General features: G+C 61.9%; 12 protein-coding genes. 2 read left to right on the top strand and 10 right to left on the bottom strand.

The genetic code is table 11. The annotated features are described in order from the left end of the window. Positions 1-201 precede the first annotated feature (201 nt). The 6 genes from OPU96_RS03915 to ccoN form a co-directional block, all read right to left on the bottom strand. On the bottom strand, positions 202-612 hold the full coding sequence (locus tag OPU96_RS03915) for a type II toxin-antitoxin system VapC family toxin (protein WP_498558670.1): 411 nt from the start codon (positions 610-612) through the stop codon (positions 202-204). Beyond that, complete coding sequence (locus tag OPU96_RS03910; RefSeq protein ID WP_124526607.1) at positions 612-866, bottom strand: type II toxin-antitoxin system Phd/YefM family antitoxin; 255 nt, start codon at positions 864-866, stop codon at positions 612-614. Before OPU96_RS03910 ends, OPU96_RS03915 begins: the two co-directional genes overlap by 1 nt. 130 nt (positions 867-996) lie before the next feature. Further along, entirely contained in the window at positions 997-1,929 is a 933-nt protein-coding gene (gene ccoP, locus OPU96_RS03905) for a cytochrome-c oxidase, cbb3-type subunit III (protein WP_498558669.1), read from the bottom strand. Then, positions 1,926-2,126, bottom strand: a complete 201-nt coding sequence (locus tag OPU96_RS03900; RefSeq protein ID WP_010208563.1) for a cbb3-type cytochrome oxidase subunit 3 — start codon at positions 2,124-2,126, stop codon at positions 1,926-1,928. Before OPU96_RS03900 ends, ccoP begins: the two co-directional genes overlap by 4 nt. A gap of 3 nt (positions 2,127-2,129) precedes the next feature. Next, positions 2,130-2,738, bottom strand: coding sequence for a cytochrome-c oxidase, cbb3-type subunit II (gene ccoO, locus OPU96_RS03895; RefSeq protein ID WP_192297114.1), 609 nt, complete (start codon positions 2,736-2,738; stop codon positions 2,130-2,132). Positions 2,739-2,748: 10 nt separating this feature from the next. Continuing rightward, positions 2,749-4,173, bottom strand: a complete 1,425-nt coding sequence (ccoN, locus tag OPU96_RS03890; protein ID WP_192297113.1) for a cytochrome-c oxidase, cbb3-type subunit I — start codon at positions 4,171-4,173, stop codon at positions 2,749-2,751. A 79-nt stretch (positions 4,174-4,252) separates the two neighbouring features. On the opposite strand from ccoN, the gene OPU96_RS03885 reads away from it, so the two are divergent. Next, a complete protein-coding gene (locus OPU96_RS03885) occupies positions 4,253-4,945 on the top strand; it encodes an alpha/beta family hydrolase (RefSeq protein WP_192297112.1) in 693 nt (230 codons plus the stop codon). A gap of 94 nt (positions 4,946-5,039) precedes the next feature. Here the strand turns inward: OPU96_RS03885 and OPU96_RS03880 are convergent, their stop codons facing one another. From OPU96_RS03880 to OPU96_RS03865, 4 genes are all read right to left on the bottom strand, one after another. Next, on the bottom strand, positions 5,040-6,605 hold the full coding sequence (locus OPU96_RS03880; RefSeq protein ID WP_192297111.1) for a methyl-accepting chemotaxis protein: 1,566 nt from the start codon (positions 6,603-6,605) through the stop codon (positions 5,040-5,042). Between the two features lie 73 nt (positions 6,606-6,678). Next, the gene (locus OPU96_RS03875; protein WP_305391333.1) at positions 6,679-7,470 is read right to left on the bottom strand and encodes a CPBP family intramembrane glutamic endopeptidase; all 792 of its coding nucleotides are present in this window, start codon (positions 7,468-7,470) and stop codon (positions 6,679-6,681) included. A 224-nt stretch (positions 7,471-7,694) separates the two neighbouring features. Next, on the bottom strand, positions 7,695-8,579 hold the full coding sequence (locus OPU96_RS03870; RefSeq protein ID WP_226454935.1) for a DMT family transporter: 885 nt from the start codon (positions 8,577-8,579) through the stop codon (positions 7,695-7,697). Positions 8,580-8,631: 52 nt separating this feature from the next. Then, entirely contained in the window at positions 8,632-10,257 is a 1,626-nt protein-coding gene (locus OPU96_RS03865; protein ID WP_305391332.1) for a methyl-accepting chemotaxis protein, read from the bottom strand. 389 nt (positions 10,258-10,646) lie between these two features. On the opposite strand from OPU96_RS03865, the gene aceK reads away from it, so the two are divergent. Then, entirely contained in the window at positions 10,647-12,368 is a 1,722-nt protein-coding gene (gene aceK, locus OPU96_RS03860; RefSeq protein WP_305391331.1) for a bifunctional isocitrate dehydrogenase kinase/phosphatase, read from the top strand. The last annotated feature ends 26 nt before the right edge of the window (positions 12,369-12,394 follow it).

Genomic DNA, 12,394 nt, shown 5'->3' with positions numbered 1-12,394 from the left:
CCCTGTTTTGCGTAAGGACAAAATCGGAATTCAAAAGCTGATCAAGTGGACAGGAATTTTTTCGGTTCGCGACGGGAGTCGTCGCGTACGCCAGAACCGGTCCGCTGTGGGGAAGCGTAGACCCGAATGGCAGGAGGGGAAAGTTGTGCTTTGGAGGGGGTGTGACAAAAGGTCGCGAGGACGCGGCGAGTGAACGCCCGATTATTCGTCCCAGGGGTTGATCACCGTCACGCCACTGGATTTGAAGTCACTGACATTGCGCGTGACAACGGTGAACCCATGTACCAGCGCGGTCGCCGCGATCAGTGCATCACTCTCGTTGACCTGGTCGGGTACGTGCAAGTGGGCACAACGCAGCGCGACGGCGGCGTCCACCGGCAGGATCCGCGCATCGAACGCCGGCATCACGTGGCGCTTGAGCCAGGTGCGCAACACCTTGCCCTGCGCCGGATCGCGCCGCTCCATGCGCAACACCCCGGTTTCCAGCTCCTTTAGCGTAATCGCAGAGATAAACATGCGGGGTGCGATGACGCTCCTGGCCCATGCGACGACGTTCCCGTCAGCCTGGGGTTTACGCAGTTCGGAAATGACATTGGTGTCGAGTAGATACATCAAGAAAGGTCCACAGGGCGATGAGTGATCACGGCGCGTTCGGTTTCGAAGTCGATATCGGCGGCGTCCGGCATCACCAGCAAGTCAACGATGTCGGCATTCAGACCAGTCAATTTCTGGTAGTCCTCAATGCTTAGCAGCACATGGGCGGGTTTGCCGCGGTCGGTGATGAAAACCGGGCCTTGGCGCGTGGCTTTTTTGGCACCGCTTGTGTCTTGATTGAATTCGCGGCTGGAAATAGTGGTGATGGTCATGGGGTGACTTCCCTGGCTAGGGTGAATGTAGGTACGTTACTACTTTGCCAGTGCGAGCAGCAAGCCAGCCTCACAAAAAAGCCCCGTCCGGTTTACACCGGACGGGGCTTCAAGGGTTTACGAAGTCTGCTTACTGCGCAGCCTTCTGCTCCCCATGGGACAAGCTGTAAACATACGCCGCCAACAAGTGCACCTTATCGTTGCCTTGCAGCACATCCTGCGCCGGCATCTGGCCTTGTCGGCCGTGACGGATGGTCTGCTGCAACTGTGCCAGGCTGGTGCCGTAGATGAAACCGGCAGGCTCGGTCAGGTTCGGCGCACCCATGGCTTCCATGCCGTGGCCTTGCGGGCCGTGGCAGGCCACGCAGGTGGTGCTGAACGCGGCTTGGCCGGCGGCCAGGTCGGCGGTGCTGTCGGCCGGCAATGGCAGTTTGGCCAGGTCGTGACGGACATAGGCGGCCACGTTTTTCACACCGTCTTCGCCGAGGATTTCACCCCAGGCCGGCATCGCCGCGTGGCGACCGTTGAGGATGGTGGTCTTGATCGCCTCGGCCGAACCGCCCCAGCGCCAGATGTTGTCCGCCAGGTTCGGGAAACCGTACGCGCCCTTGGCGTCCGAGCCGTGGCACACCGCACAGTTGGAGGCAAACAGGCGGCCGCCCATTTTCAACGCTTGCGGGTCTTTAGCGACTTCTTCCACGGGCATGGCTGCGAATTTGGCGAAGATCGGCCCGAACTTGGCGTCGGCCTTGGCCATTTCCTTGTCCCATTCCTTGTTCTGGGTCCAGCCGTCCTCGTAGCCTGGCAATACGCCTTTCCAGTTGCCCAGGCCCGGGTAGAGGATCAGGTAGCCGACCGCAAACACCAGGGTGCCGGCGAACAACATGAACCACCACTGGGGCAGCGGGTTGTCGTATTCCTCGATCCCGTCGAAGGCGTGGCCCATGGTCTGGTCGACGCTGCCCTTGGTCTCGCCCTTGCGGGTGCCGATCAACAGCCAGGTCAGGCCGATCAGGCTACCCAGGGTCAGTACGCAGATCCATGTACTCCAAAATAGGGTCATGGCCGGGTGCTCCTTATTGCAGGCTCTTCTTGAGCGTCGGATGGAGAGGGTTCATCGGCGAACGGCAGCAGGCGCGCCTGCTCGAATTCCGCATTGCGCCGGTTGTTGAACACCCACAGCGACAGGCCGATAAAGGCGATGGCGACGACCAGCGTGCCAAGGCCGCGGATGGTGCCCGCATCGAATTCAAATCCCATGGCTCACCTCTTGCTCTTGATGGCAGTGCCGAGCACTTGCAGGTACGAAACCAGCGCGTCCATCTCGGTCTTGCCCTTGAGGCTGGCGACTGCGCCGCTGATGTCGTCGTCGGTGTACGGCACGCCGAGGGTGCGCATCACGCTCAACTTTTTCTCGGTGTGGCTGCTGTCGACCGGGGCTGTGACCAACCACGGGTAGGCCGGCATTTTCGACTCAGGCACCACGTTGCGCGGGTTGTACAAGTGCGCGCGATGCCAGTCGTCCGAGTAGCGCGCGCCGACACGTGCCAGGTCCGGCCCGGTACGCTTGGAGCCCCACAGGAACGGGTGGTCCCACACGCTTTCGCCAGCGACCGAGTAGTGGCCGTAGCGTTCGGTTTCGGCGCGGAACGGACGGATCATCTGCGAGTGGCACTGTACGCAGCCTTCACGGATGTAGATGTCACGGCCTTCCAGTTGCAGCGCGGTGTAGGGCTTCATGCCCTCCACCGGCTTGTTGGTGACGTCCTGGAAGAACAGCGGGACGATCTGGGTCAGGCCGCCGATACTCACGGCCAGCACCATCAGCAGCATCAGGATGCCGACGTTCTTTTCAATCGTTTCGTGTTTCATCACAGACTCCTCAGGCCAGCTGCGCAGTGGTGGCGGCTTCGACAGGCTGTGGCGAACGCACGGTGCGCCACGTGTTGTAAGCCATCAGCAACATGCCGGTGAGGAATACTGCACCGCCCACCAACCGCACGATGAAGCCTGGGTGGCTGGCCACCAGGGTTTCGACGAAGGAGTAGGTCAAGGTGCCGTCTTCGTTGACCGCACGCCACATCAGGCCCTGGGCGATGCCGTTGACCCACATCGAGGCGATGTAGAGCACGGTGCCGATGGTGGCCAGCCAGAAGTGCGCGTTGATCAGGCCGAGGCTGTACATCTGCTCGCGGCCGAAGATTTTCGGGATCATGTGGTACAGCGCGCCGATGGAGATCATCGCTACCCAGCCGAGGGCACCCGCGTGTACGTGGCCGATGGTCCAGTCGGTGTAGTGGGAGAGGGCGTTCACGGTCTTGATCGCCATCATCGGGCCTTCAAACGTCGACATGCCGTAGAACGCCAGCGATACCACCAGGAAGCGCAGGATCGGGTCGCTGCGCAACTTATGCCAGGCGCCCGACAAGGTCATCATGCCGTTGATCATGCCGCCCCAGCTCGGAGCCAGCAGCACCAGCGACATCACCATGCCCAGGGACTGTGCCCAGTCCGGCAGCGCGGTGTAGTGCAAGTGGTGAGGACCGGCCCAGATGTACAGGGTGATCAGTGCCCAGAAGTGCACGATGGACAAGCGATAGGAATACACCGGACGCTCGGCCTGTTTCGGCACGAAGTAGTACATCATCCCCAGGAAACCGGCGGTGAGGAAGAAGCCTACCGCGTTGTGCCCGTACCACCACTGCACCATGGCATCCGTCGCACCACCGTAGAGGGAGTAGGACTTGGTCAGGCTGACCGGGATTTCCAGGTTGTTGACGATATGCAGGATCGCCACGGTGATGATGAACGCACCGAAGAACCAGTTACCGACATAGATATGCTTGGTGTTGCGCTTCATCACCGTGCCGAAGAACACGATGGCGTAGGCCACCCAGACGATGGTGATGAGAATGTCGATCGGCCATTCCAGCTCGGCGTATTCCTTGGAGCTGGTGTAGCCCAGCGGCAAGGTGATTGCGGCCAGCAGGATGACCAACTGCCAGCCCCAGAAGCAGAACGCGGCGATTTTCGGCGCGAACAGCTGGGTCTGGCAGGTGCGTTGCACCGAGTAGAAGGAGCTGGCGAACAGCGCGCAGCCACCGAACGCGAAGATCACCGCGTTGGTGTGCAGCGGGCGCAGGCGGCCGAAGCTGGTCCACGGCAGATCGAAGTTCAGAGCAGGCCAGACCAATTGGGCGGCGAGAAAAACCCCGAGCCCCATGCCGACGATGCCCCACACCACCGTCATAATGGCGAATTGGCGGACCACCTTGTAGTTATAGGCGGTACTTAAAGTAGTGTTCATGGTTCCCCATCCACGGTTCAACCCAAGCAAATGCAGCACTTGGGCTGGAGTTATAGGCAGACTAAATAGCGAGGCAAGCATGGGCAAAGAGCACAAGGCCAGTATTGACGGGGATCAATGGGCGCAGTGTGTGCGGGAACGCGGATGGCTGTGGGATGTCGCGTCGAACGTTGCAGGGCATACGCCTGTGACGTTGATCCTGGCCCACGGCGCCGGTGCGCCGATGGACTCATCCTTCATGGGTGACATGGCTGCACGCCTTGCCGGGCACGGTGTGAACGTGTTGCGCTTCGAGTTCCCCTACATGGCCCAGCGCCGTGTGGACGGCGGTAAACGCCCACCGAACCCGGCGCCGAAACTGCTGGACGCCTGGCGGGAGGTGTATGCCGAGGTGCGACGTCATGTCGCTGGGAAGCTGGCGGTGGGCGGCAAGTCCATGGGCGGGCGCATGGCCAGTCTGTTGGCGGATGAATTGGGCGCTGATGGGCTGGTGTGCCTGGGTTATCCGTTCTATGCGGTGGGCAAGCCGGAGAAACCTCGGGTCGAGCATCTGGCGGGGTTGAAGACGCCGACATTGATCGTGCAGGGCGAGCGCGATGCCCTGGGGAATCGGGCGGCGGTGGAAGGCTATGTGCTGTCGCCGAACATCGAGGTGATGTGGCTGGTGGCGGGGGATCATGACTTGAAGCCGTTGAAGGCTTCGGGGTTCAGTCATGAGCAGCATCTGGCCGCTGCGGCGCTGAAAGTGGCTGGGTTTCTCGGCGGCTGTTAGGGCCTCTTCGCGAGCAAGCCCGCTCCCACATTCGACCGCATTCCAAGGGATGTACACGGTTAAATGTGGGAGCGGGCTTGCTCGCGAAAGCGATTTACCGGTTGAAACGCTCCACCAGCGAATACTGGGTATTCGCCGTATGCGTCAGCTCTTCACTCAACTGCGCCGAATTCAACGCCTGCTCCGACGTCTGATCCGCCAACAGCGCGATCGTGCTGATATTGCGGCTGATCTCTTCCGCCACCGAGCTTTGCTCCTCGGTCGCCGCCGCGATCTGGGTGGTCATATCGGTGATATGCGCCACCGCCTCACTGATGCCCACCAACGCCTGATCCGCTTCCATTACCCGTGCCACGCCTTCTTCGGCCTGGCGATGCCCGGCGTCCATGGTCTGGACGGCGGCGGCGGCAGTCTGCTGCAACTTGGCGATCAAGGTATGGATCTGCCCGGTGGACTCGGCCGTACGCTGGGCCAGTTGGCGCACCTCGTCGGCGACCACCGCAAAACCACGGCCCATCTCACCGGCACGTGCCGCTTCGATGGCGGCGTTGAGCGCCAGCAGGTTGGTCTGGTCGGCGATGCCTTTGATCACGTCGACCACGCCGCCGATTTCATCGCTGTCCTTGGCCAGTTGGGTGACGGTCACGCCGGTCTCGCCAACGGCCACCGACAGGCGCTGAATCGCCTCGCGGGTTTCCCCGGCGATGTCGCGGCCACGACCGGTCAGGCGATTGGCCTCCTGGGTCGCATCGGCGGTGCGCTGCACGTGGCTGGCGACTTCCTGGGTGGTTGCCGCCATCTGGTTGACCGCGGTGGCCACCTGTTCGGTCTCCACGCGCTGGCGCTCCAGGCCGCTGGAGCTGTTGTGCGCCAGGGTGTTGGACTGCGCTGCCTGGTCGTTGAGGTGCTCGGCGGTGTCCTGCAAGCGTGTCAGGCACGTCTTCAGACGGGCTTCCTGGCTGAGGATCGACATCTCCAATCGCGCCTGTGCGCCACGGCTGTCGGTGTACATCTGAGCGATCAACGGGTCGGAGGTGGTCTGTTCGGCCAGGCGCAGCAAACGCTTGAGGCCGCGCTGCTGCCAGCTCAAGCCCAGCAGGCCGAGCGGCACCGACAAGCCCGCCGCCAGGGCAAAGCCCCAGTGGGAGTTGAGCGACGCACCGATCATGAAGCTCAGTTGGCTGACCAGGATAAACGGCACCCAGTCCTGCAACACCGGCAGCCACTTGTCCCGCTGGGGAACGGCCGACTTGCCCTGGTTGATGCGTTGATAGAGCGCTTCGGCCCGGCGGATCTGCTCGGCGGTGGGCTTGATGCGCACCGATTCGTAGCCGACCACCTGGTTGCCGTCGAAGACTGGCGTCACGTAGGCATTAACCCAGTAGTGATCCCCGGTCTTGCAGCGGTTCTTGACAATGCCCATCCATGGCAAGCCTTGTTTGAGCGTGGACCACATATGCGCGAACACAGCCGCCGGTACATCTGGGTGACGCACCAGGTTGTGCGGTGCGCGCAGCAGTTCGTCCCGGGTGAACCCACTGATTTCGACAAATGCGTCGTTGCAGTAGGTGATCACACCCTTGGCGTCTGTGGTGGAGATCAACCGTTGCTGAGCGGGGAAGGTACGTTCGCGCTGGGTAACGGGTTGGTTATTACGCATGATTGTTCAATCCGCAAGGCTTTCAATGGGTATCGGCACGGGCAGGGGTTTATTTAACTTATTTTTGCAACAATCAACCGGCCAGCATCGGGTACGTAAACAAACCGAAGTGAAGCAGGTTCAAGCCAAAGTGCGTCGCTACCGCTGCGCCCAACCCGCCAAAGCGATACGCCAGGCCATAACCGGCCCCGGCAATGCTGGCCAGCAGCACCCATTGCCAGCCCGCGCCCAGGTGCACCAGGCCGAACAACAGCGAGGCCAGCAGCAGTGCGAGGTTGTCGCCGTAGGGCAGCTGTTTGAAGCGCTGGCTCAAGCCGCCCTGGATGTAGCCACGGAACAGCGCTTCTTCGACCAGCGTGACCAGCAGCAGGTTGTTCAACACCCACAGCCACGCCTGCTCCGGCCATTTTGGCGCCCAACTGATCATGCCCAGCAACGCCGCGCCACCCAGCGCGGCAACGGCCGTGAGGGTCAGGGCCAGTGCTGCGACGCAGATCGACAGGCGCAACGAACGACGCGCCACGATCCACGGGCAGGCCAGCAGCAGCCAGAAGCCGATCAGCGGTTTGTCCTGGTTCAGGTACATCGAGAAGGGCACTGCATCCGGGGTCAACCGCTGCGGGTCAATGCCGCGGCCGTTGTAGAAGCCCGGCAACCAGTGCAGCGCCAGGCTCAAGGCCAGCACGATAAACAAGCCGTGGCCCAGGTAGCGTGCCCATGGCGTGCGTTGCTGGCGTACCGCGTAGCCGGCCAGCAACAACAGGGCCACCGACACCCCGGCCAGCACGCCCAATTGCCCGTAGATCAGGGCCAGGCCATAGCCAATGGAAAGAAGTGCCAGGTACAGCCAGGGCAATGTGAGCATGGGGAATCCTTGGAAAAATCTGGGCGGCATTATAGCGGCCGTCCTACAGGTGCCAGATGAAAACTCCTCCACGCCCCGGCCTTCCCCGACAACCTGTAGTGAGCGGGCTTGCCCCGCGCTGGGGGGCGCAGCCGCCCTAAACCCAGGCACCTCGGTGTATCAGTAAGACGCAGGCGGTTGGATTTGGGGCGGCTGCGCCCCCCAGCGCGGGGCAAGCCCGCTCACTACAGGTTTGGGCGGCGTAGGACGAGCCATAGCGCTCCGGCAATCAACACTGCGCCATACACATGGGCCATCGACAACGGCTCGCCCAACAACAGCGCGCCCCACAACACCCCAAATGGCGGGATCAGAAAGGTCGTGGTCATCGACTTCACCGGCCCGATGGCCGTCAGCAAGCGGAAGTACAGGACGTAGGCCAGCGCCGTACACACCAGCCCCAACCCCAGCAACGACCCCCACACCGGCCAGCCACCCCAGCTCGCGGGCGGATGGTTGATGGCACTGTAGGCAAACAGCGGCAGCAGAAACAGGGTGGCGCCGAGCATACTGCCCAGGGCCGACAGGCGACTGTCCAGCCCGCCGCGTTGATCCAGCCAGCGCCGTGCGAGGAACCCGGCAAAGCCATAACAGGTGGTGGCCACCAGGCAGGCCAGCGCGCCCATCAACAATTCCAGGTCAAACGCCACCGGCCCCGCGCGGGTCAGTACGCCGACGCCCAGCAGGCCCAGGCTGACCCCGGCGAGTTTCGACGGCGTCAGGCGTTCACTGAAAAACAACCCGCCGATCAACACGCCCATCAACGGCGTGGTGGCGTTGAAGATTGCCGAGTAACCCGCCGGCAGCACCTGGGCCGCCACCGAATACATGGTCGCCGGGATGCCCGAGTTGATGACCCCCAGCAGCAGGACGGTCTTGAACTTGCCCTGGAAATCCCACTTCACGCGCATTACCGCGAGCATCGCCAGCAGGCCGGCGGCGGCAATCGACACACGGAAAAACGCGGTCGGCACTGCCCCAAGTTCCGGTGCGATGATGCGCATAAACAGGAAACTCGCGCCCCAAATGGCAGCGAGCCCCAGCAGGTACACGGTGTCGACAGGTCTCACAGAACACTCCTACATCAATCAGGCGGCGAGTGTTGCACGAGCCCTGCGCGGATCACAGGACAAACCGCGTGACCAACCCATTGAGGTCCACCGCCAGGCGCGACAGTTCCTGGCTGGCGGCCGAAGTCTGGGTCGCTCCGGCAGCGGTCTGGGTGGACAGGTCGCGAATGTTCACCAGGCTGCGGTCGACTTCGCGGGCCACCAGTGCCTGCTGTTCGGCGGCGCTGGCGATCACCAGGTTGCGCTGGCTGATCTGCGAAATGGCCGCAGTGATCTTTTCCAGGGCGCTCCCGGCGCTGTTGGCCCGCTGCAAGGTCTGGCCGGCGTGCTCCGCGCTGCTGTTCAGCGCGCCGACGGTGTCCTGGGTGCCTTGCTGGATACCGTTGATCATCTGCTCGATTTCTTCGGTGGAGTCCTGGGTGCGTTGCGCCAGCGAGCGCACTTCGTCGGCGACCACCGCAAAACCACGGCCGGCCTCGCCCGCGCGGGCGGCTTCAATCGCTGCGTTGAGGGCCAGCAGGTTGGTTTGCCCGGCGATGCCACGGATCACTTCCAGCACCTTGCTGATGTCCTGGGCCTGCACCGCCAGGCCTTCGGCCTTGTTCGAGGCGCCGAGCACTTCGTCCACCAGGTTCTGGATCGAACTGATGGTTTCGCTGATCTGGTAGTGGCCGTGCTTGCTGTCTTCGTCGGACGCCTTCGACGCCTCGGCGCTGGACACCGCATTGCCCGCCACTTCGTCCACCGCCGCGCTCATCTGGGTGACGGCGGTGGCGGCCTGTTCGATTTCATCGTTCTGCGCTTGCAGGCCACGGGTGCTCTGTTCCATCACCGAGCTCATCTCTTCCGCGGCGGAGGCCAGTTGTTGCGCCGATTCGCTGATGCCCCGGATGGTGGCCTGCAACTCGGCCTGCATGCCGGCCAGGGCGCCGAGCAATTGCGCCGGTTCGTCATGGCCTTGCACAGTGATCGGCTGGCTCAAGTCTCCGGCGGCGATGGTGCGCGCCACCGTCAGTGCCTGGCTGATGGGGGCGGTGATGCTGCGTGTCAGCAGCCAGGCCAGCGCCAAGGTCGCGATCAACGCAAACACGATGATCAGGCCGACCACCCACAGCGCGCTCGAGTACGTGCGCGCGGCCGCATCCACCGCCGACTCGACGCCGCTCTGGTTAAAGGTAATCAGGCTTTCCAGGCTTTTGCCGAGGACCACGCCCTGGGGCGCCAGGCGCGTGTTGAGCAGGTCGATGGCGTCTTGTTGCTGGTCGCCGTCCACCAGCGTGATGATCTGCCCGACCAGGTTGAGGTAGCTGTTCACATTGACCTTGAGCTGCTTGAGCAACTCGCGCTCTTGATCGTTGCTGAGCAAGGTCTCGTGATGTTCCAGCAAGGTTTGCAGTTCGCTGCGCTGGCGGGTGATCAGGCTTTTGCTGTTGTCGCGAATCCGCGACTCATCAGTGGTCGCCAGGCGCAAGGTTTCCAGGCGGATGCTGGCGACGTAGGCGGCGCTGTCGTGGATATTCTCGATGCTCGGCATCCACGATTGCTCGATGATCAGCGCGCTTTCGCGCAGCTTGGCCATCTGCCCCAGGCCAAACAGGCCGACAATCACCAGCAGGCTGGCCAGAACCCCAAAACTCAGACTGGCACGCACGCCGATCCGCATATTCCTCAATGACATCTCAATGCTCCTTAGGCGATTAGAACCTGTCCCCGGGTCGGTCTTTTGACCTTGTTAGGGTGGGGAGGGGCGCGCTATATATCAAAGTGCCACTAATGAGGTAATCAGGGTTTCCCTTACGTTGCATCGATGCGGTTACACATCACTGCGCTTGAGTGACATGCGCTGTTTTTCACGGTCAACCCGCCAAGCCCCGGCGTTTCAGGCGTGCGGAAAAATCCACTGCGACGTTTTGGTGCATTTATTGACCGGCTGGTCGACTTATGAAAATTGAAAGTAAATGTACGAAGTGCAGCAAGTTGTACAACCGTGCGCGAAAAAACGTCCTTCTCCTGCCTTCCTACACTGGCTAAGCTCAGGGCTTCCAGATTCCCGTAGAGGTTTCCCGCATGTCGCAACCGACGCCCGCCCTTGCCATCGCCCGCATGATCCTCGATGGCTTTGACGATTACCGCGAGCACTTCCGCCAGATCACCGATGGCGCCCGCGAGCGTTTCGAAAAGGCCCAGTGGCAGCAGGGGCAGGCGGCGTCGGCGGCGCGGATCAACCTGTATGAAGAAAAGGTCAGTGAAGTGACCACGCACCTGCGCGCCAGCTTCAGCGAAGACGAGCTGTTGGACGTAGGCCTGTGGCCGTTGGTGAAAAACGCTTACATCGGCCTGATCGACCTGCGTTTCGACGATGAGCTGTCCGAGACCTGGTACAACTCGATTTTCTGCGGCCTGTTCAGCCACGACTTGATCAGTGACGGCTGCATGTTCATCCACACCACCCGGCCCAGCCTGCGCCGGGCGCGTGCGGCGCAAACCCGCAACTACCTGCCGGCGGGCAACATCGCCGGGATGCTTGGACAGATCTTTGCCGACTACCGCTTCAGCGAGCCTTACGCCGACCTGCCCGCCGACCTGCGCCGCCTCGAAGCGCAATTGCGCGAGAACCTGCCGGACTGGGTGTGCAAGGACCCGGACCTCAAGGTCGAGCTGTTTTCCTCGGTGCTCTACCGTAATAAAGGCGCGTACCTCGTAGGACGCATCTATACCCGCGACGAACAATGGCCGTTGGTGATCCCGCTGCTGCACCGTGAAGGGCAGGGCATCCAGATCGACGCGTTGATCACCGACGAAGCCGACGTGTCGATCATCTTTTCGTTTACCCGTTCCTACTTCATGGTCGATGTGCCGGTGCCGGCGGAATTCATCGGCTTTCTACGGCGCATCCTGCCGGGCAAGCACATCGCCGAGCTGTACACTTCCATCGGCTTCTACAAACATGGCAAGTCGGAGTTCTACCGCGCGCTGATCAACCACCTGGCGACCACCGACGACCAGTTCATCATGGCCCCCGGCGTGCGCGGCATGGTCATGAGCGTGTTCACGCTGCCGGGCTTCAACACCGTGTTCAAGATCATCAAGGACCGCTTTTCGCCGTCGAAAAACGTCAACCGCGCCACCGTGATCGAGAAGTACCGGCTGGTCAAAAGCGTCGACCGCGTCGGGCGCATGGCCGACACCCAGGAATTCGCCGACTTTCGCTTCCCCCTGAGCAAATTCGAGCCCGAGTGCCTGGCCGAATTGCTCGAAGTCGCCGCCGGCACCGTCGAAGTCGAAGGTGACACGGTGCTGATCCGCCACTGCTGGACCGAACGGCGCATGACCCCGCTCAATCTCTACCTCGACCACGCCAACCCCGCCCAAGTGCGCGAGGCCCTGGAAGACTATGGACTGGCCATCAAGCAATTGGCGGCGGCGAATATTTTTCCGGGTGACATGTTGCTCAAGAATTTCGGCGTCACCCGCCACGGCCGCGTGGTGTTCTATGACTACGACGAAATCTGCTTTCTGACCGAGGCCAACTTCCGCCACATCCCCGCGCCGCGCACCCCCGAGGATGAAATGGCCTCCGAGCCCTGGTACTCCATTGGCCCGCTGGATGTGTTTCCCGAAGAATTCCCGCCGTTTCTGTTTGCCGATGCGGGCCAGCGCAAGTTGTTCAATGAATTGCACGGCGAGTTGTACAACGCCGATTATTGGAAGGGGCTGCAAGAGGCGATTCGCGCCGGTAAGGTTATTGATGTTTTCCCTTACCGACGCACCGGTCGAACGGCCGACTAAAGCCTGTCATACGCCAGGCAATGCGA

This window comes from Pseudomonas sp. RP-B7 (assembly GCF_059803535.1).
This window is presented reverse-complemented; position numbering and strand designations above follow the sequence as displayed.

What these genes read in the sequence shown, in the direction of transcription:
- ccoO (WP_192297114.1), bottom strand. Translation starts at nt 2,738, where the DNA reads ATGAAACACGAAACGATTGAAAAGAACGTCGGCATCCTGATGCTGCTG.
- OPU96_RS03880 (WP_192297111.1), bottom strand. Translation starts at nt 6,605, where the DNA reads ATGCGTAATAACCAACCCGTTACCCAGCGCGAACGTACCTTCCCCGCT.
- OPU96_RS03900 (WP_010208563.1), bottom strand. Translation starts at nt 2,126, where the DNA reads ATGGGATTTGAATTCGATGCGGGCACCATCCGCGGCCTTGGCACGCTG.
- OPU96_RS03885 (WP_192297112.1), top strand. Translation starts at nt 4,253, where the DNA reads ATGGGCAAAGAGCACAAGGCCAGTATTGACGGGGATCAATGGGCGCAG.
- aceK (WP_305391331.1), top strand. Translation starts at nt 10,647, where the DNA reads ATGTCGCAACCGACGCCCGCCCTTGCCATCGCCCGCATGATCCTCGAT.
- ccoP (WP_498558669.1), bottom strand. Translation starts at nt 1,929, where the DNA reads ATGACCCTATTTTGGAGTACATGGATCTGCGTACTGACCCTGGGTAGC.
- ccoN (WP_192297113.1), bottom strand. Translation starts at nt 4,173, where the DNA reads ATGAACACTACTTTAAGTACCGCCTATAACTACAAGGTGGTCCGCCAA.
- OPU96_RS03865 (WP_305391332.1), bottom strand. Translation starts at nt 10,257, where the DNA reads ATGTCATTGAGGAATATGCGGATCGGCGTGCGTGCCAGTCTGAGTTTT.
- OPU96_RS03915 (WP_498558670.1), bottom strand. Translation starts at nt 612, where the DNA reads ATGTATCTACTCGACACCAATGTCATTTCCGAACTGCGTAAACCCCAG.
- OPU96_RS03910 (WP_124526607.1), bottom strand. Translation starts at nt 866, where the DNA reads ATGACCATCACCACTATTTCCAGCCGCGAATTCAATCAAGACACAAGC.
- OPU96_RS03875 (WP_305391333.1), bottom strand. Translation starts at nt 7,470, where the DNA reads ATGCTCACATTGCCCTGGCTGTACCTGGCACTTCTTTCCATTGGCTAT.